The sequence below is a fragment of the Sneathiella marina genome, assembly GCF_023746535.1.
Lineage (GTDB): Bacteria > Pseudomonadota > Alphaproteobacteria > Sneathiellales > Sneathiellaceae > Sneathiella > Sneathiella marina.
Genome location: NZ_CP098747.1, coordinates 1,906,091 through 1,931,087, shown reverse-complemented (window position 1 = coordinate 1,931,087; position 24,997 = coordinate 1,906,091). Strand labels below are relative to the sequence as shown.

Genomic DNA, 24,997 nt, shown 5'->3' with positions numbered 1-24,997 from the left:
CTCGATTATCGAATTTGAAAGAGTTCAAGCAAATGGGCACGAAAGCTGAGAATGTTATTGATTTTCCAATGGATCTTCGTAAAGAAGTGGGATCGGTTGTCGACAATATTGCGAATGCGTCGGCAAATCTCACCCGTAGCGCCAGAATCTTGCAATTGAGAGCCGATCAACCGGTTACTGCAACGATGCCCCCCGCCCCGGTACAAGCGGCATTGGCAAAGGCGCAGGAATTAACTCAAAATGCAAAAACCCTCAACGAACAAATAAATCTTCTCCGCTCCAACCTGTTGAAGTAATATTACCGGCAAGGCCGTTTTTGCTGGCAAAACAGTAATTAGGTCCTTGGTAATTCATTGACTCCATGACACTGATCCACGTACAAATCCCCTAGAACATGATGGCACGGGCGTCTCAACGCCCCAAAGAAAAGCCAATTCACAGGAGGATACCTATATGTTTTCGATTACCAGGCGTGCTGTCGCGAAAATCGCGCTCAGCGGAGCGATTGCTTTAACTGCGGCTTCATCAGCCATTCCTGCTTTTGCAGCTGATAAGATTACTGTCGGCGCGTTGCGCTTCACATCACATTCTCCTAGTTTTGTGGCCTTTGAACGGGGATATTTCAAGGATCAGGGCCTGGATGTCGAATTCAAGTTCTTCCAGGCCGCGCAGCCGATGGCTGTGGCCATTGCGTCCGGAGACGTGGATTACGGGGTCACTGCCATATCCGGTGCGTTGATTAATCTGGCAAACAAAGGAGCGATCAAAATCATCGGAGGAGCGCTGCAGGAAGAACCCGGTATTGACGGTCAAATTATTCTTGTCTCAAAGCAAGCCTATGACGACGGCGTCACGTCACCTGCCGAACTGAAAGGGCGAAGCTTTGGCATTACACAAGCCGGGTCGTCTTTTCATTACATGGCGCATAAAATTGCACAAAAGGAAGGGTTTGACGGCTCAGAAATCAAAACAATTCCATTGCAAAAAGTCGGTGCAATTATCGGCGCCTTGAAATCAGGACAAGTTGATAGCTGGACGATCGTCCCCCATATCGCGAAAGCTCTCTCCAAAGGACCTGCAGTTGAGCAAATTGGCATGGTTGCCGACTATATTCCGGACTATCAGGTGACAACCGTTTTCACCTCCACGGAAAATGCGGAAAACAGGCAAGACCTAACGAAACGGTTCTTAAAGGCCTTTTCCATGGGGGCCGCTGATTTCAACGCGGCACTGGTTGACAAGACAGCCGGAGATCAAGCCGCGGAAGATATGGTGGTTCTCATTCACAAATATGTTTATGCCAGCAAACCATACGAAAAAGCCGCCCCCTCCATACGAAACGGTGCCATGCGGATCAATAAAGATGCTGCCCTTAACGTCACCAACGTAAAAGACCAATTGGCCTGGTTTCAATCTGAAGGTCTGGTGTCAAAAGACATCACCATTGAAACCCTGGTAAATACCGATTATGTCGATACATTTTAAACCCTGATATGGATCTCAGCCTTCGCCATATTTCACATCGGTATGACGATGTTGAGGTCCTTCATGATATCAATCTTGATATTCAGCAGGGCGAAATTGTTTGTATAATTGGCCCTTCAGGCTGCGGTAAATCTACTCTATTGCGATTTATCGGCGGTCTGGAGCGGCCGTCCACAGGCGATGTCATCCAGGTCGGCGACGCGCCTAGGGATTCTCTAAATCCTCTCACCTATATCTTTCAGGATTTCGCTCTTTTACCGTGGCGAACAGTTGAGGGGAACATATCCCTTGCCCTCGAGGATCATGCCTTACCCGCAGGGGAAAAAGAGAAAATCATAGCTGACGTCGTTGAGAGGACGAAGCTTACAGAATTTCGTAAAGCCCTTCCCAAACAATTATCCGGCGGCATGAAGCAACGTGTCGCAATTGCGCGGGCTCTCAGTGTTCGCCCGGCTGTTCTCTTAATGGACGAACCCTTGTCCGCCCTTGATAGCCAAACCCGCGAGCTCCTGATGGACGACCTGATCGACTTATGGTCCAAGGATCCCTATACAGCCTGTTATGTAACCCATAATCTGGCTGAGGCTGTAAGACTGGGCCATAAAATTGTCGTCTTATCACGGCGCCCCGGGAAAATTCGGGAAATCGTTTCAATTGACATTCCCCTTGCCGATCGGACACGTTTGTCGCCTGAACTCGAAAAAATTCAACGTCAGTTGTGGGAGATGATGCGTGAAGAAGCGCTTGCAGCCGACATGGAATTAGTCGATGCCTGACAAACCTACAATTATTTCAGAGAAATCCGTGCCGTTTCGGGGCGGTGGATTTCTGCCAAAACCCAAACGCATAATCGGTCCTCTTGTCTTTGTCGGCCTTATTCTATTTTGGGAATATGGATCGCAAAATGGTTTCATCAGCCCATTGGTCCTGCCAGCCCCGTCGGAAGCCTGGAATGCGTTCATGGATCTTGTTGATTCCGGGTTGCTTTGGCAGCATCTTGCGGCTTCCTTGCAGCGCCTTGTCATTGGCTGGTCAACGGGAACCTTCCTTGGGATTTTTGTCGGAACATTGATAGGACTCTTTTCTGTAGCGCGTTCAGGTTTGTCTCCGCTTGTTTCGGCCATTTTTCCGATACCGAAAATTGCCCTGTTGCCGCTTTTTATTATCTGGTTCGGTATAGGCGAAGGATCCAAGGTTGCGACGATCATGTTCGGCACTTTTTTTCCAACCGTCATCGCAACATATGGCGGTATCGACAACGTCGACCGAAACCTAATCCGCATGGGGCAGTCGTTCGGATTAAAGCGGTTTTCGATTATACGAAAGATAATCCTGCCCGGGGCCCTCCCGGCAATTTTATCCGGAGCGCGCATTTCAGCGGCAATTGCAATTATTCTACTGGTAGCCGCTGAAATGATTGCCGCCGAATATGGTATCGGTGCGTATATCCTTCTTGCGGGAAGCTTGATGGCGACAGATCAACTCATTGCAGGTGTTGCGATGTTGTCCGTATTGGGTTTGGTTATCGCCTGGTTAATTGGGCTGGCTGAAAAGTATTTTCTTAAATGGCGGACTTAATTTTAGCTTCGGCCTTATTCATTCAAGTACCGTTCAGGCAGTCTCGGCGTTATATATTTAAGGAACCGCTGAAAACTTGGATTTAGAAGCCTATTTTTCCTCCGATTAACTATTTGGCAATATTAATAGGGCCAATATGCTGTTTATGACAGCAGCACTTCAATATAGAGCCAGGCCTTCTTTAATGGTCAAAAAGCAATCACTCACCGATAAGGCATATTCTGCTATTAAGGCTGAGATCATTGCGGGGCATATTTCACCCAATAACTTTATCGATTTACCACAAATCGAAGAACAATTGGGTATGAGCCGCACGCCAATTCGTGAAGCCATGCTGCGTCTTCAAACGGAAAAAATAGTTGAAATCATGCCAAAGCAAGGCATTCGCATTCTCCCTTTCTCGGTAAAGGAACTGGATGAGTTTCATCAAATCATTTCATCGCTTGAACTTCAGGCGGTTGGGAATATTTGCCGGCGACACTTAACCAGAACGGATATCATGCCAGTCCTTTATGCGCTATCCTCCATGGAGAACGCTGTTAAGGCGCGAGACACCGCCGCCTGGGCAGAGGCAAATGAAACTTTCCATCGCGGGTTATTCATTCTCAACGGAAACTCAAAACTCATGGAAACCGGGCTCGGCTATCGAGATGTCATACAAAGAGCTCTCACTTTGGCTTTCAGCCATCTTCCCATGGCCGCGAAAGAGCGTTCTTTGCGAAACCATAATCAACTCAAGGAAGTTATTTTGGCTGGAGATGAAGTCAGCGCAAGAAACATTTTCCTTGAACATTGTGACTGGATTGGCAATCAGCTGCACACCGTTCTGGCAGAACGTGAAATTACATCACTTTAATATCTGCCCTCTCACTTTCATACTTTATGCAACGGGATCTTGACAACGAAATCAGTTCCGACGCCCTTATATGAACTACAGGTGATCTCACCGCCTAATTTGCGGACTGATTGTCGAACAGAATATAAGCCAATTCCTTGTCCCCTGCTCATATTTGCCGCATCCTGCATCCGGACCCCAGGTTCAAATATCTTTGGAATATCCTTCGCAGGTATGCCTATTCCCGTATCTTCCACCTTAACATTCAGCAAATTATCCTTGATGGAGGTACTTATTTTAATCGCCCCATCTTCGGCAGTGTACTTCACCGCATTACTGATCAAATTCGCCAGAATTCGTTCCAGTTGAGCTGGAAAATCAGTTTCCTTTTTGAGCGGTACCCTATTCACCCAGTTAAGGGTCAAATTTTTCTCCTCGACAACGCGCTCGAACATACGCAAGGAATCTTTCACCGTTTTTTCAAATTTCTCTATAGTAAGATCCTGTAATTCCAAAACGGATTTGCTATCCGCCAATGGCCCCGATAGCGGCAGATACTCAGCCAGGTTTTCCTTCAAAGCTTCGGCCATGGCAAGCGCGGAATCTGCATATTCTTCCTGTTTATCCTGGCCCAGGGGAACTTCCTTGATTTGCCCCACATACCGGCGGATTAAATCAATAAAATTCTGAACATCCCGGCGAATTGCCTGTCCACCATCGATTGTTACCTTTGTAAGCTTCTGCTCCGCTTCAAGAAGAATCCTCTCCCGCATCTTTATTTCGGAACGTTGATCGAACAAGGCGACAATCTGCATTGTCCGGTCCTTATTGGTTGTCAAGTCAGCCTGAACGGGGATTTGCTTCCCATCTTGTAATTCCAGGACAGTAGCAATCCCTTTAACAGTGTTTGATTTTGGGGCATTGCCAGCTTCGATATCAGGCTCGGATGCCGGTAGATCTAGAATTTGCGACATGGCGGCACCAATAAGGTTTCTTGGCTGGGTGTCCAATAGGGACGCCGCAGCCAGATTGCAGTGACGTATCCTCCCATCCATATCTGCAATTAGAAACGGTACTGTGGAATTATCGAGAAAACTTTCCAGCAGAGATTTCGTTTCAGATTGTTTTTCAACAGCCCGTCGCTTCAGATAATCAAATCGCAGTCCCATAACCACAGCAACAGATAGCAACAATCCAATTGCAAACAATGTCGTATATAGAGAAACGAGGTTCGACTGGTCTTTCTCTAATGCTGCGACCACGATACTACGTATTTCGGCCTGTTCTTCATCATGCAGCTCAAGCAAGGCCTGCAGGGCAGCGAAGGCCGCCGTGTCGTCAATTGCCAAAGCGGCATCAATTTCATTGACTGTTTTGCCTTCCTCACGCAGTTGGTCGACTTTATTGATATTGACGAAATAATTTCTAAGCGTTGCTTCAATTGTTGTGATTTGTTGCTCTGCCGCGACCCCAAATCGATCTTGCAACAGCTTTAGTTCCTCCCGTGCGGCTTCAAAATGGCCAAAGAATTGTTCTTTGTTCGCCTCATCTCCGCGTATTAAATAATCCTTAAAGTTGTGAATAAGCCCCTGAAACCCAATTATGGTAATGAGACGTTCTGTGTGGTTCTCTGTTTCCTTGAACTGATGATCCGCCTCGCTCCATTGAGTGGGCGCATTCAGGGAATAAACCTGATATGTCCAGAAAAAAAGCAACGCAAACAGGGCGGCTAGAAAGGCGAGTATAACTCCAAAGTTTTTTTGAAAATTCTCCGTCACTAAAATCGTTCCCTACTGCGAATTTCAATACTAATACACTGAATACAACGGTCCCGTTGATAGTCTCGCCGGAAAATCTTAACATATTGTTAATTTTAAATTATTTTCGGAAATGATTTTTAAAAAGGGTAAATTATGTGACTAATTAGATCCATATTCGGACGAATTTGCGCATTCTTTATAATAGTTACATAATGACGGCAAAACTGTGTCCAGAATGCAGAAATAGCGTGATTTCTATTTCTCACTTGCACCGGCTCGTGCCGAAAACAGCCGCATGAACGACGACGACACCAATTATTTTATTCACAAATCAACACATGGAACAGGGCAAAAAATTAGATCAGTATCGACTTGATAACAACTTCTGAATGGAGAGTTTTATGAACAGGGCATAGGTCTGCGATCTCCAATAACCTTGCCCGTTGCTCATCAGATAATTCTCCTTTAAGTTCAATTTCACGCTCAATGGCGTCAATTTTCCCTGAACTCGTTTCGCATTGCGCACAATCTTCCGCATGTATTTTATTATGACGCAGTTTGACGGCGACATTTTCAAGCGGCCATTTTTTTCTATTTGCATACATACGAATAGTCATAGAGGTACAAGCACCGAGGCCGGAAACCAGCAAATCATACGGCGTCGGTCCTGTATTTGATCCGCCGACAGAGAATGGCTCATCTGCAACAAGTTGATGACCACTGCTATCGATATGCTGCACAAATTTCCCTGGCCCCGCCTCTGCGACGACGGTGCTGATTTCGTCAGACTTGAGTTTGGTTGTCGCTTTTACGGGTTTTAGCGCGTCAATATATCGCTCGGCCCAGCTACCGATAACATCGGCTACGTAAATTGCATCGCTGCGTTTACTGAGCAAATGATCTGCACCATCTAAAGAAATGAAGCTTTTCGGATGCTTGGCGGAGGTGAATATATTCCCAGCATTATTTATTCCGACCGTTTGATCCAGCGGCGCATGAAAAATCAGCAGAGGTTTATGCAGGGATTTCAAACGCTCAACCTGCTCTTGTCCATGGAGATCTTCGATAAACTGCTTTTTCACCTTGAATGGCCGCCCGCCAATCGTGACCGCAGCTTCACCTTTTTGCTCAATTTCCGCCTGACTGTCCAGAAAATGATGCCCGACATGTGCCGGATCAAACGGCGCGCCGATCGTGACGACGGCTTCGGCGCTTTTAACCTGGGCCGCGGCTGCCAGAATTGCTGCCCCACCCAAACTATGCCCGATAAGGATGCTGGGCGCCTGATATTCCCGGTCCAGAAATTCAGCGGCTTTTAGTAAATCAGTGATGTTGGAGGAAAAATTTGTATTCTCGAACTCCCCATCACTTTGACCCAGGCCGGTAAAATCAAAGCGCAGTGTCGCAACCCCGCGATCGGTCAGGGCCGCAGCAACGCGCGATGCTGCAAATATATCTTTCGAGCAAGTGAAGCAATGGGCAAAAAGTGCAAATGTCTTTGGTGTGCCAATTGGTAAATCCAGCCTGGCGGCCAGCATACCGTCAGAACCCTGAAACGTAATTTTCTCTGATCGCATTTGTCGCTCCACTTCCCGTCATTAGACAACGTATCTTGAAGGTAGTGATTACAGGAGTCGAGAACAATGGAAAAGAAAGCTTGATAACAGGGTAGTGATCGGCGGCTATTTTATCCAGAACGGATCCCTAAGCTCTCGTTTCAATACCTTTCCAAGCGCATTCCGCGGAAATTCATCTACAAATTCGGCACCTATAATGCGCTGGGTCTTCGACAGCTTTTCATTAGACCAGTGCACAATTGGACTTGTTTCGGTTGCACTGTCACTTGCAATAATGAGTGCATAGGGACTTTCCCCCCATTTTTCATGGGGAACACCGATTACGGTAACATCCAAAACATCCGGATGCTCGCCAATTATTGCCTCTATATCCGCGGGAAAAACATTAAAGCCGCCTGAAATGATCATGTCTTTTTTGCGATCTAGAATATAAAGATGCCCCTCTTCATCCATCTTTCCAATATCTCCCGACCGCAAGAAACTTCGACCTGAGCTGTCCATAACAATCATCTCTTGGGTTAGGTCGTCTCGTTTGTAATAGCATTTCATCATACCGGCACCATACCCGCAAATCTCGCCAACATGTCCTCGATCAAGCTCGTTTCCGTCGTCATCGAAAATTTTTACATCAAACCCTAAAACCGGAATGCCGACGGAATCTGGTTTACCGGCATGCATATGCGGCTTACTCATGGAGGCGAACCCTTCTGAATAGCCATAAAGGGCATATAGATTAGGAGTAAGGCGACGCAACACCTCCTCTTTTGTATCAGGTCGCAAGGGCGATCCAGCACAGAGCACGGCCTGTAAGCTGCTCAGGTTAAAGGTATCAAATTCTTGGTAATCCAATGTTACAATGAACTGCGTGGGAACCATGAAAGTATGCGTAATATTCTCATGCTCCACTGTCTTCAAAAAAGCCGCTGGACTGAATTCAGGTAATACAACAAGCGTCCCACCAGCAAACAGTACCGGAAGGACCATTAGCCATGTTCCGTTGGAATATAAAGCGGTTGTTGTCATGGCCCGTGATGATGATGAAAACCCCATTTCAATGGCGTTGCTAAAAGACCAATGCTGACGAGCACGATGGGTTTGAACGATGCCTTTTGGAAGCCCGGTTGTACCTGAGCTGTATATAATGTTGAAATCGTCATCCTGCCTGAAATCCACATCGGGTGCCAAGTCTGATGTCCCGGCAATAAAAGTCTGAAAGTCTGTCCAGCCCGGGGCAGAAAAATCAGCGGCAATAAAATTCAATTCCGGAATGTTGCAAAGCTCTTTATACACTTGACCGATGCGTTCCCGGTAAGCGGCGGCGGCGATCAGCATAACAGCGTCGCAATCATTTATGAGCGTTGACATTTGCTCAGCCGTCAGTAAGCCGCTCAAAGGCACTACACAAGCACTGGCCCGAACCACGCCGAAAATTATTTCCAGGGCTTCCACCTTGTTGCTCATCAGAACAGCAACTTTATCCCCTCGCCCAATACCCCGGGAGACGAGAGCATTGGCTATCCTGCTCATATTCGAGTCGAAATCTCCCCAACTGCGTCGTTCATCTCCACAAATAATGGCTTCCTTATTCGGGTTGAACTTGGCATGAGTAGCCCATAGTTCGGGTAAAAAAACCTGCGCATCATCAATGCTACTCATCAAAATTTCCCCGAAAATCTGCTCTTAGCTGTTTGCTTCCAAAATTATGATTGAACAAGCGGCTTCATCGAAACCCATTACGCCACCGCCATTCTCAGCAAGGGCAATTTTAGGGTTATCGGCCTGCCTTGCACCCGCCTCCCCGCGTAATTGTTGGGTCAGTTCATCAATCATGGATAATCCAGTGGCTCCGATTGGATGACCTTTAGAGACAAGGCCGCCAGACAAATTTACCGGCCGGGAGCCGCCAAGGGACGTTGCCCCGCTTTCGACATAGGCACCGCCTTTTCCCTCCTCGCAAAAGCCCAGCATTTCACACTGGTAAATTTCGCAAAAAGACGTGGCGTCATGAACTTCGGCAATATCAATATCATCCGGTGTTAAACCGGCTTGTCGATAGGCTTTTTGGGCCGCGACAGAACTCAGTCCAGGTTCGTCCAGATCCCGGTATTTTCCGCCAGAAAGCACGCTCGCTCTAATCTTGACAGCTCTGGCCTGTACCTCTGGCGGCAATTTGCTCAAATATTCAGCAGAGCAAATCATTGCCGCGGCCGCCCCATCGCCAATTGGTGCGCACATGGACCGGGTCAAGGGATAGCTGATGGTTCTGTCTTCCATCACTTTATCAACACTGACCTCAAACCTATATTGGGCTTTGGGATTTAAACTACCATGATAGTGGTTTTTGGAGGATGCGGCTGCAATTTGGCGCTGGGTCGTTCCATATTTTTTCATATGATACGTTGCCTGCATGGCATAGGTATCCATAAAAATTGTCCCCTCACCCTTCTCCGGATCGAATGGTTTTCCTGCGAGATCGCCAGCTTCCTTGTAATAATCACGCCATTCATCCGCATCAAGCTGGTCAATTCCACCATCAAAAATTTCTTGTATTTTATCTGGATTATCGGGAATGAAGGTTTTCTCAACGCCAATTGCCAGCGTCAATTCCGATTGACCGGAAAGAATGTCTTTCCACGCCCCGTGGAACGCTAGTGACGCGGTTGCACAGGCCCCTTCAACATTTATGATCGGAACCCGCTCCGGAAACAAACCCTCTTTTACCAAAGATGTAAAAGACACCTGGCCACGGATGCAAGCCTGGCCAAATGTTCCCATTCCACAATTACCGAAATAAGCCAGTTCTATATCATCGGCAATTTCGGCGCCGACATCGTCAAGGACCCCTAAGTAAGCTTCCCGTGTCAGATCCTTGAAAGATTTCCCCGGCATTTTCTCAAAAGCCGTGCTAAATGTTCCGATTATGTAGGTATCACGCATACTTCTCACGACTAAATTGGTTTTGAAATGAACATTCAATGTATCTAATTAGAAATAACTTACAACCCACGACAAAATAAAAGCCCGGAATGAAACCGGGCCTGGCAGAGCTTTGTATATGTTGGTATGCGTCGTTCAGCTTTCGTCGGATATGAACATTTGATCGGCTATTTGATCAATTATTTTGCCAAAATCAAGATCAGCAAGTGAAAGTTCCGGCCCGACAACAATCTCATCACCGAGCGGATTATTGATTTCCTGGGCATCAGACATGCTGATTGAAGATCCTTCAAAAAAGAGATTTTCGTCAGTTACACGATTGCCAGACAGCCCCATCTCGTCAAAAATGGTATCCAAATCAACTTGTTTTTCTGCGAAGCTTTTCATCAAGAGCTCCAGTTCAGCAACATCTTGAGACAGTAAATTTGCATCAGGTGATGAGCCAAACGCATCCATATCAAAATAGTCGTTTTTGGCGGACTGTTCGATCGCCAGTGAATTCACAAAACTTTCTTCCTCCTCAACATAAAGAAGTTCTCTTTCGCCGGCATCAGCAATGAAAGTTGATTGAGCGTCCACAAGAACCTCTCCCCCGTCGAACAAAACATTTTCGACTATCTCCTCTCCCTCACCGCCGAGCATGAATCCGGCTTGCCAAAAAGTAACATCGATACCGGTCTCGCTGAGGGCATCATCAGTTGCCACAGTTAATGTTTGGGTCACAGGAATTGACTCATCCCCTTTTGTACCAAACATTATGTCGGCATCTCCTGATGACAAAGATGAGTTAAAATCGGCATTCATTAGAAACAAGCTTCCTAATACGGAACAAAGTTATTCAAAAAAATTCAAAAAATGCGTGTACAAAATCAATCAATAGCTAAACAATAGGCCAATCAGACGCCTTTCGCATACCTCAAATAGGGGAATTTTAAATAAAAAAAAATTTCCATTTTTTTGTTTTTAAACAATGCTTTACCAAAGTTCCTAATTAACATAATTAAGAATTTATTAAGAACTTTAGAGCGCCTTTATCCTCTAAACGAATGACGTGATCCATTTAACTATTACATCAAAATTTGGCGAGAATATGCCTTTAGTCTTTTCTATAAGACGCATTGTATTCGAAGAAACCAATAGAGCTGCGGTATATTTCAGGCCCATTAGAAAGCAGCGCAAAAATATTTAGAGAACATTTGATCTTTATTGTCTCTATTTAAAAATCGTTTTTTAAGAACTTTTGTTGATCATCGCCGATAGTCCATTTAGATTACTTATCTGACGAGGTGTGCTGTGAGTATTATAAAAAGAACAAGAGCTGCGATGATTGTAACAAGTAACCCTAAAACGCTATTGAAAGCTGCTCTGGCAACAGCGATTGCTGGTGTTGTTGCAACGGCTTTTGCTTCACCAACTTATGCAGGTTCCGACGAGCCAGAATATTTTCAGGTTAATATGAAACCTGGTGGAAGCCTGAATATTCGTGAAGATCCTACCTTGAAAAGTACGAAAATCGGGACGCTTCCTGCGACAGCGGAAGGAATTACGAATCTTGGATGCCATGTTGGCATGCCGTATTTGGAGTGGAAAAAATCAACCACCGCAGTCCGTAAAGTCGAAACCCGACGTAAATGGTGTAATATCACCTATAACGGTATGACAGGCTGGACCGTTGGTGAATTTCTTGAAGAAGACGTCGCCGACTAATCCTTACTCTAACCAACCCAAATTAGTGCGGCCTGCAGTATTAGCAGGTATCGCACTAGTTTTCCGGCTGTTACCAATATGATGAAGATACCCATGGGCACGCGTAAACCGCCGGCTACAATTGTCAACGGATCGCCAATAACTGGGACCCAGGCAAATAACAGCGACCATTTTCCGTATTTGTTGAACCAGTTGATCGCCTGCGCATAACGTTTTTCGGATATGGGAAACCATCTTCGATCGGAATACTGCGACAGGAAACGACCGATGAACCAGTTAACAATGGATCCAAGAACGTTACCGGTTACCGCCATTAACAATAGGATCCAGGTATTTCCCTGTTCTGCGGCAATATAAGTAGCCAATAAGGCTTCGGAAGAACCTGGAAGCAAGGTTGCAGACAAAAAGGCACTGAGGAACATGGTTCCATATGCAGTTATTGGCATCATCTTATAACAGGCTGCATAACAACATGTGTCAGTATCTCTGAGAATGAGGGCCGCAGAGGGGCAAAAAGCCCGAGCATCCTTCTCTCGCTCAATTTATCCAATTTTCATACAACTAGTCATTTTCTGGGACACGTTGCGCCGTTAAATTTTTACGTGTTTCCTCGCTCCAGTTACCTGTCGGTTTACCAAACTCACGTCCCACCATATATCCGCGCCGCAACGCCGGACGCTCCTTCAGGCCGTCGTACCATCGGCGAATATTCGGAAACTCTCCCAAGTCAATCTCTTGCCGCTTATATGTAATAATCCAGGGCCAGCAGGCCATATCTGCGATTGAATACTGATCGCAAATAAATTCCCGCCCCTCCAGCCGCCTATTAAGCACATCAAACAACCGTAATACTTCTGTCGAATAGCGTTCCATGGCATAGGGAATACGTTCCGGCGCGTAAAATTTGAAATGTCCGTTCTGACCAAGCATGGGACCCAATCCTCCCATCTGCCACATCAGCCATTCAATGACTTCGCTTCGCCCCCGAACATCACTGGGTAAAAATTTACCGGTTTTCTCAGCGAGATAAATAAGAATAGCACCGGTTTCAAATACCGAGATGGGCTCGCCGCCATCTGCCGGATCAAGATCCACAATAGCAGGCATGCGGTTATTCGGGCTGATGGCGAGAAAACTTTTTTCAAACTGCTCACCTTTACCGATATTTACCGGAACGACATTATAATCCAGGCCCATTTCTTCAAGGGCAATGGATATCTTCCAGCCATTGGGGGTTGGCCAATAATAGGCATCTATCATTTTATACTCCCGTCCGTTACAGCTGTGACAGTTTGGCTTCAATAAGAGGAAACCGATCATTTCCAAAATACATATCCTGACCATCCAGATACATTGTCGGCGAACCAAAGCCGCCCCTTGCAATCAATTCATCTGTCGTATCTTTAAGTTTGTCTTTGTAGGGCTGCTCATTGATCTTGCGAAAGAAATTCTCACTATCCAATCCAACTTCCCTGACAACCTCCTGAAGCACATCGAGTTGCGAAATATCTGCCAGATCCGTCCAGTATCGCTTGAAAACGGTACGGGCGTATGGAACCAGGCACCCTTCTTCCAAAGCGACAAAGGCCCCCCTCATCGCTTTGACACTATTGACGGGGAAAACCGACGGCTGCCCTATTTCAATACCCACAAAATGCGCCCAGTCCTGTAGATCCTTTTTTGAATACCGCATTTTTGGCACTACAGGATTTTCACGATTATTATACACGGATGGATTGACAGAATTAAATACGCCTCCCACCAAGAAAGGTCGATAAATAATGTCCAATTGCGGATGCCGGGCCGATAAATCCTGCAAGGACTCAAACCCTAAATAGGTCCACGGACTGGAGCAATCGAAGAAAAATTCAAGCTTGTGCATAAGGAGCCTCTTTTTATTTATTTAATAATGCGCCAATATGTCCGCATAGTAACACTATCCAACGAATAAGAAAGATCTCTGGCCGTACATTTGTCGCGGACGGTCCAACTATTGGGGAAATAAGAATGAATAAACGCGCCCTCGGAAAAAATGGCCCCTTGGTAAGTCCTGTAGGCTTGGGGTGCTGGAGTTTTGCCGGTGCTTACGGCCCGACTGACGAAACTGAAAGCCATGAAACTTTAGCCAAAGCCCTGGATCTTGGAGTTGATTTTCTGGATACAGCCAACGTTTACGGTGCGGGTGTTTCAGAACAGGTAATCGGGTCATTCATTGCCAAAAATCCAAACCAGTTTAGAATCGCAACCAAAGGCGGCATTCAAAGAGCACCAGGCTCAACGGAGCGGGTTTTTAACAATAGCTCTAGTTATTTACGCGAATGTCTGGAGAAGTCCCTGAAGAATCTGGGCGTTGACTATGTGGATCTTTACTACATCCATCGCCGGGACCCAAATCTTCCCATTGAAGAGGTTATGGAAACTCTCGTTGCCTTCAAAAACGAGGGGAAAATTGGGGGTATCGGGTTTTCTGAAATTGCGCCCTCTTCTTTACGCAGAGCACATGCCGTCCATCCCGTAGCAGCCGTTCAAAGTGAATATTCCCTTTGGACCCGCGGACCGGAGTTGGGTATGGTTCAAGCCTGCGAGGACTTGGGAGTCACCTTTGTTCCCTTTTCGCCGGTTGGGCGCGGCATGTTCGGCCAGAATGCTCCGGATCCCGGCTCATTTTCCAAAATTGATTTCAGAAAAAACAATCCCCGTTTTCTGGAGCCAAATTTTTCCTACAATCTGAAAGCTATCGATCAGTTTCGGATTTTTGCGGCAGATAAAGGACTTTCGCCTGCAACGCTCGCACTGGCGTGGATCCTAAATCGAAATGACACTCATGTCCCTATTCCAGGAACCCGTTCCGCCAGCCATTTGTCTGAATGCGCGGCGGCCGGCGCCGTTAGCCTCACGCCGGATGATTTAGCCGAAATCGAAGCTCTATTACCTGTTGGCTTCGCCCATGGCGATCGCTATTCAGACGCGCAGTTGGGAGGCGCCGAGCGCTATTGCTGACAATTAAATTCTGCCCAGAGGGGGTAATGATCAGATAGTCGGTGCTGCAATGTTGATTTTGTGAAATTTGTATCCGTATAAATAAAAGGGACAAAATCAAACCCGCCCGCAGAGACAAATTCCAAATTCAATGCCCGTTTTCCGCCAGATTCAAACCAGGCAATTTGATCATAATATTTCTTTAGTTCTGGATCGTTATCAGCAGCAAATATGGATCTTTTGACCGCATGCAAGTCGTCGGGAACAGTCAAGCCCGTACTGGTGAAGGCCTGCCAGAGTGCGTCACCATGCCGGTCGATATTAAAATCCCCCAATGCGATCAAATTCTGACCAAAAGCGTTGGCCTGACCGGCCCATTCGAAAAGCCACTGAGCAATGCCTTCCAATTCGGGAATGCGTCCAGCAGAGGACGATCCGTAATCCACATGCAGGCTGGTCAAAATGAACGTTTCCAAGCCCGCCCGAAAACTTACCGCATACGGCGTTCGCGCAAATTGACGCTGCAAAGCACCTGTGCCGATCAGCCCGTCCTCGGCCTCAGGAATGACCAGTTCACCCGCCAGGCCGGAAAGACGTACCCGGCGTGTATCGAAGATATATCCCATCCGCTCACTGTTTCCCGAATTGCCACGCGTTACATCCGTAATCAGGAAATTCCAGTCATCGCCAAGTGTTTTCATCATTGTGCGCAGTGCCCGCAAATCCCCTTTGATTTCCTGAATGGCAATAACGTCGAACCTTGAAACAATTTCAGTGATTGCCCATAGGGCACGATAATCCCGCTTCGGACTATCATTTCCCGCTGATGTCCATTTTCGTGTCAGTGAAGAAAAAGCTTTAATATTCCAGGTCCCAATCAAGACGTTTCTGCTGACGTCGCGTTTAGGTGGAATTTCAAGGTCAAGAGCGTGCCTGAGGATATTCATTTCCGACTTGATTGGATCGGGAACATTGCTTTCCCGCCAAGAAGGTAACCGTTCAGACATGACTTGCATCTCCCATAGCTAAAACAGGACATGCAAGAGTAGTATGTTTTCAAACATTTACAATAGAATTGGTATTTTTCGAAAACATCGATACCATTTTGTGCAACGGCTAAAATACTTTGTCATTAACCCCAATGCCGTGTATTTTAGCTCACTGTTCATTCATTAGTCATACTGTCTTGCGTTGGGGCCGTCATAAATGCCAGATACAGATAACCGCGGAATAATCCTGCTCTGCCTTCTTTCTGCGATGGTTGGTGTCATTGGTGGGCTTGGTGCCTGGATCTTTCGATTGCTGATAGGTTTCTTCCATAACCTTTTGTTTCTGGGCGAATTTAATCTGCATTATGATGCAAATATTCACACGGCAACCAATGTATGGGGGGCCTGGATCATCGCGGTACCGATGATTGGTGCAGTGGGTGTTGCCTGGATGGTTAAAACTTTTGCACCGGAGGCCAAAGGCCATGGTGTACCGGAAGTTATGGACGCAATTCACTATAATGATGGTAAAATCAGGCCTATTGTTGTTGTCGTGAAATCGCTAGCTTCTGCGTTATCCATTGGCAGCGGCGGCGCCATCGGTCGTGAAGGCCCCATCATTCAAATCGGTGCGACATTCGGCTCTGTTCTCGGAACCTGGGTGACAATGCCGACACGCCAGCGTGTGATATTGATGGCCGCCGGCGCCGGCGCCGGTATTGCCGCCACTTTCAATGCGCCCTTGGGTGGCGTCTTGTTTGCCGTCGAATTGCTACTGGTTGCCATTACAGCGCAAAGTATTCTTCTGGTCTCCATTGCTACTATCGTCGCAACCTATATCGGCCGCCTTCTGCTCGGCGCCAATCCCAGCTTTGAGGTCCCTGCACTGCAGGCGCCGGAATTTGGCGTGGAACCTGCTTGGGGTCTGATTTTATTTGTCCCGTTTGGATTGATATGCGGCCTTGCCGGTACGCTCTTTATCCGGGCCATATATTGGGCGGAAGATAAATTTGATGCCATGCCGGGAAATTATTACACCCGCCATCTCCTAGGAATGGCTTGTGTCGGGGTAATGATTTATTTGCTACAGCGCTATGCGGGACATTTTTATGTACAAGGCGTTGGTTACGCGACAATTCTGGACGTCCTGATTGGTATTCTTTCCGATCCCTGGTTTCTACTCCTTCTGTTTGTGCTGAAACTAATCGCAACCTGTTTAACCTTGGGCTCGGGCGCCTCTGGCGGTGTCTTTTCACCGTCCTTATTTATGGGTGCAACATTAGGAGCCGCCTTTGGTAATATTGTCCTGATGTTTATTCCTGATCTAGGAATTGGTATCCCGGTTTTCGCCATTGCCGGCATGGCCGCGATGATCGGCTGTACGACCGGTGCGATCTTTACAGCCGTTATAATGCTCTGCGAGATGACGGGAGACTATCATATGATGCTGCCAACGATGCTCTGCACGGCGACGGCTTATGCTTTAAGGCGTCGGTTATCCCCTGCCAGCATCTATACTTTAAAACTCAACAGGCGCGGCCATACTGTGCCCGAAGGCTTAAACGCAGCCATTTTGTCGGCCAGGCGCGTTAAAGATGTCATGACGTCAAACCTGACCATCCTAGAACAGGGATCGGACCGACCGGAAACACCGGGTATTGTGGTTTGGACCAAGGATGGAAAAGTCACCTCTACGGAGAGGCGTTTTATTGATGTAGATAAACCGCAGGAAGAACTAACTGTCGGCGAAAAATCGAACTATCTATTTATCTTGCCGAATTTAAGTGTCCTGGAAGCGCTTCAGATCCTTGCGGACAATGACGCGGACACAGCCCTGGTATCGGAGGCGCCAGATGATGAAAATGGTTCCAGCATTATGGGTGTTGTCACTGCAACAGAATTAGCAAGTACCATGAAAGCCGCTGCCAAACTCCAATAGAACCTGTCAAAATGCTTCGGCTTTCGCATGCTCCCATGGCAGACGATAGGTTTCCGGGACATCCCCTTTAAGAAGTTGGCCCTCTTCCAGGTAGTCGTAGATCTGGTCAAAAGCCAGTTCGGTTTCGTTGGCAATCCGTTGAAAAATGTGATGCGGGGTCAGGTGTTCGGGGTCCTCAACACCGCAAGCGCCAACTAGATCGAGAAAACTTTCAACCGTTGCCTCGTGAAAATTCGCCACTTTGACTTGACGGATATCTACGTCAACCGCTTGCGCCCTTCCCATGTCCTGTGTCGCAATACCTGTCGGGCAGGTGTTCGTATTGCACCGCAATGCCTGAATGCATCCAAGCGCAAACAGCATTGGACGGGCAACATTGCAAAGATCTGCCCCCAAAGCGACTTTTTCCATCATATCAAAACCAGTGACGATCTTGCCACTGGCAATAACCTTGATTTTGTCACGCAACCCTACACCGACCAGGCAGTTATGGACAAAGGACAGCCCTTCGTTAATCGGAACACCCAGGCTGTTTGAAAATTCTAATGGTGCGGCACCTGTGCCGCCTTCGGCGCCATCTACTGTGATAAAGTCCGGTAAAATGCCGGTTTTGATCATCGCCTTGCAAATGCCCATAAACTCACTACGCCGACCAATACAGAGCTTGAAGCCAACAGGTTTTCCATCTGTCATTTCCCGAAGTTGAGCAACATATTCCAGCAGTCCTTCGGGCGTGGAAAAAGCAGAATGGGCCGGCGGTGAGATCACATCCTCACCCATCGGGACACCCCGAATTCGGGCGATTTCCTGATCAACTTTAGCTGCCGGCAGAACTCCACCATGGGCAGGTTTCGCCCCTTGAGATAGCTTTATTTCAATCATTTTTACGGCGTTTTGGCTGGCATTTTCCTTAAACTTTTCCGCATCGAAATTCCCATCAGACGTCCGACATCCAAAATAGCCCGTGCCGATTTGCCAGACAATGTCGCCGCCACCGGCCAGATGATACGGGCTCAGCCCTCCCTCACCCGTATTATGGGCAAAATCACCCCGTTTAGCGCCCGCATTCAAGGCATGGATCGCGTTGGGGCTCAGGGCACCAAAACTCATACCGGAAATGTTTAATCGTGAGGCTGAATAGGGCTGCTTACATTCCGGACCGCCGACTGTCACGCGGGATTCAGATCGATCCACGATTTTAGGGGCCAGAGAATGGCTGGCTCGCTGGTAGCCGACAGTTAGCAAATCCCACTGTGTACCGAACGGCTGGGTGTCCAGCCCTTTATTGGCCCGAGAATATACGAGATTGCGTTGCTGACGATTGTAAGGGCGACCGCTTTCGTTGGTCTCAATAAAATATTGCTGTATTTCCGGGCTGATAAACTCCATCGCATATCGCATATGCCCTATAACAGGATAATTCCGCAGAACATTATGCGCCGAGATATGCATATCGTATAAACCAACAAGGATGTAGGGAATCAAGATAATCAAAAGCCAGCTAACAGGCGGCCAGATAAACTGACCCAAGACGACAATCAGGATCCCCGTAATCGCGATTGAATAATAAATAGTCTTCGCCATGTTTGCCTGCTTTCTCAGAAGTTACGAGCTTGATGTCATCTTGTCTTAGTCGAAAACCTGACCATGTTTATATTGCTCATCCTGTCCGGCAGCAGCCGTCAGAGCAGCAACATTGTCTTTCGTGAAAAACCCGTCAAATCCATGACAACGCTCCACATACTCCGTAATTAGAATGGTGTTCTTTGAATGTTTGGAGAATATCTGCTTGAGGTTGGGTTCGTCAGTACATTCACCAACTACATTAGCGAGGAATGGAATGCCTCGTTCTTTCAGCGCATCAACAACAAAATCCACATTTTTCTGGCCGGACATGTGATCGCCGTCTTTAACTTCAATAGCGACATGATGCATACGTCGGCCATAATTTCGGACAAAAGTCTCTGTCGGCATAGGCAGGTTTTCAAAGGAATTGACAAAAGACGGTGTATTGTTTGCCGTGAATACCTTGGCTGGCGACAGTTTATCATCTGTAACATTGCCGCATCGATTAACATTGGTCGATGAATTCATATCGAAGATATTATAAGCACCCCAGAAATAATACGGCACCTGTGTCAAAAATTCCAAAATTGCGTCTTCTCGATCCGGCGCCAGAATGCGGGTCGCCATATGATCTACGCCCAACAATAATGGCGCGATACCGGACGTTTCACCAAATGTGGCCGCTTCTTCCAGCAAAGCCGTTTCGGCCGCAGACAACGTAATCTTTTCTCCCAAATTCAAACTATCTGGATCCGAGAAATCACAGCCGCTATACCCAATGCGATTACCCGTAAAATCAGATGGCATTGAAAATAAAAAATTGTCCGATGCATAAAATGGGTTTTCAATTGCGTCAGAATATTCAAATCGAACAGACTGTTCTTCCAATACCTTACGGGTGGTTTTTAGATTATTACAGCCATAAATTTCCCCTACATATCGGGTATGAGGCGTTGCCCGAGATAGCGGGTACATCTTATTCAAGCGGGATATATATTCGTCAAAATCGGAGCTCAAAGGTTCCATTAAAAGCATGGCCGGGTAATTTTCACGACTGCTCAAAAGATAGTATTTATGCGTAGCTCCCAGATAACTGGCGACATAGCGATACGGTGTCATTAAATACATCTCCAACATTGTATCCATGCTTTTGCCAGGATCGACTTGCGTAACAATCGCCTTCATGTTGCCGACAAGATCTTCGATACCGCTACTTTTACGGCGCTCATAAATTTTTACCCTGAATTCATCAAAAAACTCCGAGTTTTTCTTATCACCGCGAGGAGTATATTCTAATACATCGATGCTCATAATATCTTCCTATTCAATACTTTATGCAGATTACCTGAGCTAATCATAAGCTGGCACCCAATATTTATTCTCGATACGTTCATCCAAATCATCAACCGATGTTGATGGTGCAACACCTTCTTTTTGCGCCTGTATTGCTACGGCTCGGGCGACAGATTTACTGACAGCCCTGATTTCCGATACCGGTGGCAATAACGGCGCATGATGATCATCAAGAGCGGGTGATAATTCACCGAGGGCTCGGGCAGACGCCATAAACATTCCATCAGTGACCCGTGTTGCCCCGCTTGCAAGAATTCCGAGGCCTATTCCAGGAAAAATATAGGTGTTATTGCTTTGCGCAATAAAGTGAGTTTCCCCTTTATAATCAACAGCATCAAACGGACTGCCTGTCGCAACAAGAGCTTTGCCGTCAGTCCAGTTGATCAGATCTTTTGGTATAGCTTCAGCGCGGGATGTCGGGTTGGACAGAGGGAAAATAATCGGACTTTCCGTATGTTTGGCCATTTCGCGAATAATATCTTCCGTAAACAACCCGCCTTGACCCGACACTCCGATCAGAATACTAGGATGCGCGTTTTTCATGACATCCAAAAGGCTAATGGACCCGTCCTTGGCGCTTGACCAGCTTGCGACGTCTTCCCGGTGATGCATTAATTTCTGCTGAAATGGCATCAACCCGTCCATTTCATCATGTAGCAAGCCAAAACGATCAACCATGAAAACCCGCTTGCGGGCATCTGCATCGCTCAACCCTTCATCAACCATTATTCGGATCAACTGTTCAGCAATTCCAGCGCCTGCCGAGCCCGCGCCGAGGAATGATATTATGTGTTCTTTCAGCGGCTTGTCCATTATTTTACATGCTGCAAGTAAGGTACCAGCTGCCACCGCGGCTGTTCCCTGAATATCATCATTATAGGTGCAAAGCTGATCTCGGTACTTTTCAAGCAGCGGCTCCGCGTGCGGCTGTGCGAAATCTTCAAACTGCAGCAAAACATTCGGCCATTTACGTTTCACGGCCTGCACAAATTGATCAACAAATTCGAAATAATCATCTCCAGCGATCCTTTCATGCCGCCACCCAATATAAAGCGGATCTGCGAGCCGTTCCTTGTTATTTGTTCCAGCATCGAGAATAATCGGCAACGTCACCCGCGGATCAACGCCGCCAGCAGCTGTGTATAGGGATAATTTTCCGATGGGGATTCCCATGCCACCTGCCCCCTGATCCCCGAGCCCCAGTATGCGCTCTCCATCGGTGACAACAATTGCTTCAACAACATCATTGATTGCATTGTCCAGAATATGGTCGATTTTATCCCGTTGAGGGTAAGGTATAAACAGACCTCTTGGATGCCGATAGATTTCACTGAACTGCTCACAGGCCGCACCAACCACAGGTGTATAAATCAGGGGCATCATTTCCTGAACATGCGTGACAACCAGATTGTAAAACAGGACTTCATTGGTATCCTGAAGAGACCGGAGATATATGTGCTTTTCCAGGTCTGTATCCTTGGCCTGCAGCGCGTCATAGGCCCTCAGGGTTTGCTGCTCCAGGGTTTCAACATGTGGTGGAAGGAGCCCCATAAGCCCGTGTTTCAAACGTTCTTTTTCCGTAAAAGCTGTTCCTTTGTTCAATGCCGGCTCAAACAGCAAGTCAATACCGGTTCTGGATCCGTCGTCATTAGAATGCATTTATAAATATACTCACAAACAGCGAGCCCATTCCGTTATTAAAAGATTAGGTGCTTTACTATAACCACCCTCGTTTCATTTGCGCAAGAATTCCAGCTCGCATTGCTCTTACCAGAAGTAGTTTACTTCCAGTTTGGATAGCTTATGGTTGTTGAAAACATGCAAGCTTTCCGACAGTGAGACACCCCATGTGTGAATTATTTGCAGTATCCAGCTTAAACCGAGTTGCCGTTGATTATTCCCTGCATGAATTTTCTCAACATGGTGGTTTGAGTCATTTAAATAAATCCGGTTGGGGTATGAGTTTTCAGCAGGATTTGGATACCCTGTTGATCAAGGAAGCAATGCCCGCCTTTGACAGTGCGTGGGTAAAGTTTATTCATGACCAGCACCTCTCCAGCAAGTGCATATTGGCTCACGTACGATATGCCACGAAAGGAGAGCCTGTCTTCGAAAACACACATCCGTTCAAACGAGAAGCCTTTGGCAGAGCACATGTATTTGCCCATAATGGCTCTCTCAATGAATTTCAAGAAGCGCTCCCTTTGCGCTCCTCAACGTTTCTGCCCATGGGGCAAACCGATTCTGAACACGCATTTTGCTACCTGCTTAACGAACTATCCGGTATTTGGGAAAGCTCCCCGCCATCCGTCGATCAAAGATTGAAAGTGCTGTCAGTGGTTGCATTGAAAATGCGCGCATTGGGCAGCGCCAATTTTCTATATAGTGATGGGGATATGTTATTTGCCCATGCTGATAAACGCAGATTTGACAGCGAAGGAACCTTTGGACCCAACCAGTCACCAGCACTCCATTGGATTGCTCGAAGAGACTTCAAGGCCAATGGTATTGACTTGAAATCCCAAGAAGGATCAAAGCAAAAAACCCTGCTTCTTGCCAGTGTCCCGCTAAGTGACGATAATTGGCAGGGATTGCCACGTGGAACGATTATTGCCGTCAAATCAGGACGTATTGTCGATCAGATTTTTATTGGAGAAAGCACATAGCGAGCAGGGTCACATGAAATTACAGCGATCCATAGGCCTTCTTGGCCTGACCTTCGTTGCTGTCAGCGGAATGCTAGGATCTGGCTGGCTATTTGCACCTGAGCTGGCAGCACAACAGGCTGGTCCGGCTGCAATCATCTCCTGGGGCATTGGCGGTGCCGTGATGTTCCTGATTGCCATAACCTTCGCAGAAGTCAGTGCCATGTTGCCCGTCTCTGGTGGTCTCGCGCGGGTTCCGTATTTCAGTCACGGCAATGTTGTGAGCGCTGCAATGGGCTGGACTGCTTGGATAGGCTATACATTAACCGCCCCCATCGAAGTTTCTGCGATGCTGCAGTACCTTTCGACCTGGGCACCGTTTATTCAGGAACCTGGGACTAGTACGCTCACACTACCGGGATCGCTGATAGCCGGTGTTTTGATGGTTCTAATGGTTATTATCAATGCCTGGGGCGTCCATTTTTTCAGCAAAATAAATACGGGGCTCACCTGGATCAAAATTGTTGTTCCGGCAATAATTATCCTGACTTTTCTGACGACAAAATTTGAAATATCCAATTTCACCATGCAGGAATTCTCGCCTTACGGCATGACAGGTATTTTGGCGGGCGTTTCCACAGGTGGAGTCATATTCGCTTTTGTTGGTTTTCGTCATGCAATCGACTTGGCTGGAGAAACGCGTTCTCCCCATAAAAATATCCCCCTCGCCCTCTGTTTGTCGATTTTGTTCTGCATGGTGATATACGCCGGTGCGCAAATCGCCTTTGTCGGAGCAATTGATCCAAGTGACGTAGACTCCGGTTGGCGTAATATACATATGGTTCATGACTATGGTCCTTTTGCAGCTCTTGGAACAGCCCTTGGCATCGTCTGGATCATGAGTTTAATTTATTCAGGAGCCATCATCGCCCCATTTGGCGGCGGGCTTGTCGCCACAGGTTCCAATGCTCGATTGACAATGGCCATGGCCGAAAATAACCAATTTCCCCGCTTGTTCGCAGTATTGTCCCCTCGGGGTGTGCCGCTAAATGCTCTCGTGCTTAACTGGGCTCTTGGTTTCGTTATGCTGTTTCTGATCAATTTCAAACATATGGTAACGCTGAACGGTGCCGCAATAATCCTCTCTCTAGTCGCAGGGCCGATCGCAGTTTTTGCACTCCGAAAACAACTCCCGGACCGCGCTCGGTATTTTCAAATTCCTGCGGTCGGCCTGTTTGCAGCTCTCGCTTTTATCGCCGGCACATTGACACTCTACTGGAGTGGCTGGACCGTTATTCAGGTCCTTATGCCCCTGCTCGCTGTTGGTCTTCTGCTGTTTTTGCTTATGCGGCTAATTACGAAAGACAAACGGCCATTAGATGTCAAAGAAGCTTTATGGCTGATCCCGTATCTTATATCGCTCACGGTGCTTTCCTATTTTGGAAATTTTGGGCATGGCACCGGACTGATCCCCTTTGGGTGGGATCTGGGCATCGGTTCAGCAATCGGGTTGTGCGCGTTCGTTCTTGCCAGTCGCAGCAGATTACCGGATCAGAAAACAGCAGACTATGTTATCGAACTTGAAGGTGTTCATGACAAAACTTTGAACCCCTATGCCGAAATTGAAGACAATTAGAGGTATAATAA

The 24,997-nt window shown here is 47.1% G+C and carries 22 protein-coding genes; 10 read left to right on the top strand and 12 right to left on the bottom strand.

The features are described 5' to 3' along the window. Positions 1–32 precede the first annotated feature (32 nt). The 5 genes from NBZ79_RS09180 to NBZ79_RS09160 all read left to right on the top strand — a co-directional run bounded on the left by NBZ79_RS09180 (position 33) and on the right by NBZ79_RS09160 (position 3,919). Positions 33–296: a DUF2046 domain-containing protein gene (locus tag NBZ79_RS09180; protein ID WP_251937767.1), complete on the top strand. Its 264-nt coding sequence runs from the start codon at positions 33–35 to the stop codon at positions 294–296. 157 nt (positions 297–453) lie between these two features. Then, on the top strand, positions 454–1,485 hold the full coding sequence (locus NBZ79_RS09175) for an ABC transporter substrate-binding protein (RefSeq protein WP_251937764.1): 1,032 nt from the start codon (positions 454–456) through the stop codon (positions 1,483–1,485). Positions 1,486–1,493: 8 nt separating this feature from the next. Beyond that, positions 1,494–2,261 (top strand): ABC transporter ATP-binding protein, encoded by a 768-nt coding sequence (locus tag NBZ79_RS09170; RefSeq protein ID WP_251937761.1) that lies wholly within the window; start codon positions 1,494–1,496, stop codon positions 2,259–2,261. Continuing rightward, complete coding sequence (locus tag NBZ79_RS09165) at positions 2,254–3,063, top strand: ABC transporter permease (RefSeq protein ID WP_251937758.1); 810 nt, start codon at positions 2,254–2,256, stop codon at positions 3,061–3,063. The genes NBZ79_RS09170 and NBZ79_RS09165 overlap by 8 nt, the downstream gene beginning before the upstream one ends. Before the next feature lie 184 nt (positions 3,064–3,247). Beyond that, the gene (locus NBZ79_RS09160; RefSeq protein ID WP_251937755.1) at positions 3,248–3,919 is read left to right on the top strand and encodes a GntR family transcriptional regulator; all 672 of its coding nucleotides are present in this window, start codon (positions 3,248–3,250) and stop codon (positions 3,917–3,919) included. A 17-nt stretch (positions 3,920–3,936) separates the two neighbouring features. Here the strand turns inward: NBZ79_RS09160 and NBZ79_RS09155 are convergent, their stop codons facing one another. The 5 genes from NBZ79_RS09155 to NBZ79_RS09135 form a co-directional block, all read right to left on the bottom strand. Continuing rightward, positions 3,937–5,676, bottom strand: coding sequence for an ATP-binding protein (locus NBZ79_RS09155; protein WP_251937752.1), 1,740 nt, complete (start codon positions 5,674–5,676; stop codon positions 3,937–3,939). Between the two features lie 338 nt (positions 5,677–6,014). Next, entirely contained in the window at positions 6,015–7,235 is a 1,221-nt protein-coding gene (locus NBZ79_RS09150; RefSeq protein ID WP_251937749.1) for a bifunctional alpha/beta hydrolase/OsmC family protein, read from the bottom strand. Between the two features lie 105 nt (positions 7,236–7,340). After that, positions 7,341–8,891 carry a class I adenylate-forming enzyme family protein gene (locus tag NBZ79_RS09145; protein ID WP_251937746.1) on the bottom strand — a complete coding sequence of 517 codons (1,551 nt, stop codon included), beginning with the start codon at positions 8,889–8,891 and terminating at the stop codon, positions 7,341–7,343. A 24-nt stretch (positions 8,892–8,915) separates the two neighbouring features. Further along, positions 8,916–10,172, bottom strand: coding sequence for a thiolase family protein (locus NBZ79_RS09140; protein WP_251937744.1), 1,257 nt, complete (start codon positions 10,170–10,172; stop codon positions 8,916–8,918). 135 nt (positions 10,173–10,307) lie between these two features. Further along, positions 10,308–10,928 carry a hypothetical protein gene (locus NBZ79_RS09135; RefSeq protein ID WP_251937741.1) on the bottom strand — a complete coding sequence of 207 codons (621 nt, stop codon included), beginning with the start codon at positions 10,926–10,928 and terminating at the stop codon, positions 10,308–10,310. Between the two features lie 567 nt (positions 10,929–11,495). Here NBZ79_RS09135 and NBZ79_RS09130 point away from each other — a divergent pair. Beyond that, on the top strand, positions 11,496–11,879 hold the full coding sequence (locus tag NBZ79_RS09130) for an SH3 domain-containing protein (RefSeq protein ID WP_251937738.1): 384 nt from the start codon (positions 11,496–11,498) through the stop codon (positions 11,877–11,879). A gap of 8 nt (positions 11,880–11,887) precedes the next feature. On the opposite strand, the gene NBZ79_RS09125 is transcribed toward NBZ79_RS09130, so the two are convergent. The 3 genes from NBZ79_RS09125 to NBZ79_RS09115 form a co-directional block, all read right to left on the bottom strand. Continuing rightward, complete coding sequence (locus NBZ79_RS09125; protein ID WP_251937737.1) at positions 11,888–12,328, bottom strand: YqaA family protein; 441 nt, start codon at positions 12,326–12,328, stop codon at positions 11,888–11,890. A gap of 112 nt (positions 12,329–12,440) precedes the next feature. After that, positions 12,441–13,139 (bottom strand): glutathione S-transferase N-terminal domain-containing protein, encoded by a 699-nt coding sequence (locus NBZ79_RS09120; RefSeq protein ID WP_251937734.1) that lies wholly within the window; start codon positions 13,137–13,139, stop codon positions 12,441–12,443. A gap of 16 nt (positions 13,140–13,155) precedes the next feature. Continuing rightward, on the bottom strand, positions 13,156–13,761 hold the full coding sequence (locus NBZ79_RS09115) for a 2-hydroxychromene-2-carboxylate isomerase (RefSeq protein WP_251937732.1): 606 nt from the start codon (positions 13,759–13,761) through the stop codon (positions 13,156–13,158). A gap of 125 nt (positions 13,762–13,886) precedes the next feature. Between NBZ79_RS09115 and NBZ79_RS09110 the strand changes: the two genes are divergently transcribed. Beyond that, a complete protein-coding gene (locus NBZ79_RS09110) occupies positions 13,887–14,879 on the top strand; it encodes an aldo/keto reductase (protein ID WP_251937729.1) in 993 nt (330 codons plus the stop codon). Here NBZ79_RS09110 and NBZ79_RS09105 read toward each other — a convergent pair. Further along, positions 14,870–15,865, bottom strand: a complete 996-nt coding sequence (locus tag NBZ79_RS09105) for an endonuclease/exonuclease/phosphatase family protein (protein WP_251937726.1) — start codon at positions 15,863–15,865, stop codon at positions 14,870–14,872. The two genes, NBZ79_RS09110 and NBZ79_RS09105, sit on opposite strands and share 10 nt — an antisense overlap. A 199-nt stretch (positions 15,866–16,064) precedes the next feature. On the opposite strand from NBZ79_RS09105, the gene NBZ79_RS09100 reads away from it, so the two are divergent. Then, positions 16,065–17,786, top strand: coding sequence for a chloride channel protein (locus NBZ79_RS09100; RefSeq protein ID WP_251937723.1), 1,722 nt, complete (start codon positions 16,065–16,067; stop codon positions 17,784–17,786). A gap of 6 nt (positions 17,787–17,792) precedes the next feature. Here NBZ79_RS09100 and NBZ79_RS09095 read toward each other — a convergent pair whose 3' ends face one another. From NBZ79_RS09095 to NBZ79_RS09085, 3 genes are read right to left on the bottom strand one after another with little or no spacing between them, the layout of a single operon-like run. After that, the gene (locus NBZ79_RS09095) at positions 17,793–19,370 is read right to left on the bottom strand and encodes an FMN-binding glutamate synthase family protein (protein WP_251937720.1); all 1,578 of its coding nucleotides are present in this window, start codon (positions 19,368–19,370) and stop codon (positions 17,793–17,795) included. Between the two features lie 45 nt (positions 19,371–19,415). Next, positions 19,416–20,663 (bottom strand): hypothetical protein, encoded by a 1,248-nt coding sequence (locus NBZ79_RS09090; RefSeq protein ID WP_251937718.1) that lies wholly within the window; start codon positions 20,661–20,663, stop codon positions 19,416–19,418. A 39-nt stretch (positions 20,664–20,702) separates the two neighbouring features. Beyond that, on the bottom strand, positions 20,703–22,364 hold the full coding sequence (locus tag NBZ79_RS09085) for an NAD-dependent malic enzyme (RefSeq protein WP_251937717.1): 1,662 nt from the start codon (positions 22,362–22,364) through the stop codon (positions 20,703–20,705). Positions 22,365–22,552: 188 nt separating this feature from the next. Here NBZ79_RS09085 and NBZ79_RS09080 point away from each other — a divergent pair, with 188 nt between their 5' ends. Both NBZ79_RS09080 and NBZ79_RS09075 read left to right on the top strand, forming a co-directional pair. Next, on the top strand, positions 22,553–23,371 hold the full coding sequence (locus NBZ79_RS09080) for a class II glutamine amidotransferase (protein ID WP_251937715.1): 819 nt from the start codon (positions 22,553–22,555) through the stop codon (positions 23,369–23,371). Continuing rightward, entirely contained in the window at positions 23,304–24,986 is a 1,683-nt protein-coding gene (locus tag NBZ79_RS09075) for an APC family permease (RefSeq protein ID WP_251937713.1), read from the top strand. Before NBZ79_RS09080 ends, NBZ79_RS09075 begins: the two co-directional genes overlap by 68 nt. The last annotated feature ends 11 nt before the right edge of the window (positions 24,987–24,997 follow it).

Coding starts and splice junctions, on each gene's coding strand:
- NBZ79_RS09145 (WP_251937746.1), bottom strand. CDS start 8,891: ATGAGTAGCATTGATGATGCGCAGGTTTTTTTACCCGAACTATGGGCT.
- NBZ79_RS09110 (WP_251937729.1), top strand. CDS start 13,887: ATGAATAAACGCGCCCTCGGAAAAAATGGCCCCTTGGTAAGTCCTGTA.
- NBZ79_RS09100 (WP_251937723.1), top strand. CDS start 16,065: ATGCCAGATACAGATAACCGCGGAATAATCCTGCTCTGCCTTCTTTCT.
- NBZ79_RS09090 (WP_251937718.1), bottom strand. CDS start 20,663: ATGAGCATCGATGTATTAGAATATACTCCTCGCGGTGATAAGAAAAAC.
- NBZ79_RS09170 (WP_251937761.1), top strand. CDS start 1,494: ATGGATCTCAGCCTTCGCCATATTTCACATCGGTATGACGATGTTGAG.
- NBZ79_RS09130 (WP_251937738.1), top strand. CDS start 11,496: ATGATTGTAACAAGTAACCCTAAAACGCTATTGAAAGCTGCTCTGGCA.
- NBZ79_RS09135 (WP_251937741.1), bottom strand. CDS start 10,928: ATGTTTGGTACAAAAGGGGATGAGTCAATTCCTGTGACCCAAACATTA.
- NBZ79_RS09140 (WP_251937744.1), bottom strand. CDS start 10,172: ATGCGTGATACCTACATAATCGGAACATTTAGCACGGCTTTTGAGAAA.
- NBZ79_RS09150 (WP_251937749.1), bottom strand. CDS start 7,235: ATGCGATCAGAGAAAATTACGTTTCAGGGTTCTGACGGTATGCTGGCC.
- NBZ79_RS09085 (WP_251937717.1), bottom strand. CDS start 22,364: ATGCATTCTAATGACGACGGATCCAGAACCGGTATTGACTTGCTGTTT.
- NBZ79_RS09095 (WP_251937720.1), bottom strand. CDS start 19,370: ATGGCGAAGACTATTTATTATTCAATCGCGATTACGGGGATCCTGATT.
- NBZ79_RS09115 (WP_251937732.1), bottom strand. CDS start 13,761: ATGCACAAGCTTGAATTTTTCTTCGATTGCTCCAGTCCGTGGACCTAT.
- NBZ79_RS09105 (WP_251937726.1), bottom strand. CDS start 15,865: ATGTCTGAACGGTTACCTTCTTGGCGGGAAAGCAATGTTCCCGATCCA.
- NBZ79_RS09175 (WP_251937764.1), top strand. CDS start 454: ATGTTTTCGATTACCAGGCGTGCTGTCGCGAAAATCGCGCTCAGCGGA.
- NBZ79_RS09180 (WP_251937767.1), top strand. CDS start 33: ATGGGCACGAAAGCTGAGAATGTTATTGATTTTCCAATGGATCTTCGT.
- NBZ79_RS09125 (WP_251937737.1), bottom strand. CDS start 12,328: ATGATGCCAATAACTGCATATGGAACCATGTTCCTCAGTGCCTTTTTG.
- NBZ79_RS09120 (WP_251937734.1), bottom strand. CDS start 13,139: ATGATAGATGCCTATTATTGGCCAACCCCCAATGGCTGGAAGATATCC.
- NBZ79_RS09160 (WP_251937755.1), top strand. CDS start 3,248: ATGGTCAAAAAGCAATCACTCACCGATAAGGCATATTCTGCTATTAAG.
- NBZ79_RS09165 (WP_251937758.1), top strand. CDS start 2,254: ATGCCTGACAAACCTACAATTATTTCAGAGAAATCCGTGCCGTTTCGG.
- NBZ79_RS09080 (WP_251937715.1), top strand. CDS start 22,553: ATGTGTGAATTATTTGCAGTATCCAGCTTAAACCGAGTTGCCGTTGAT.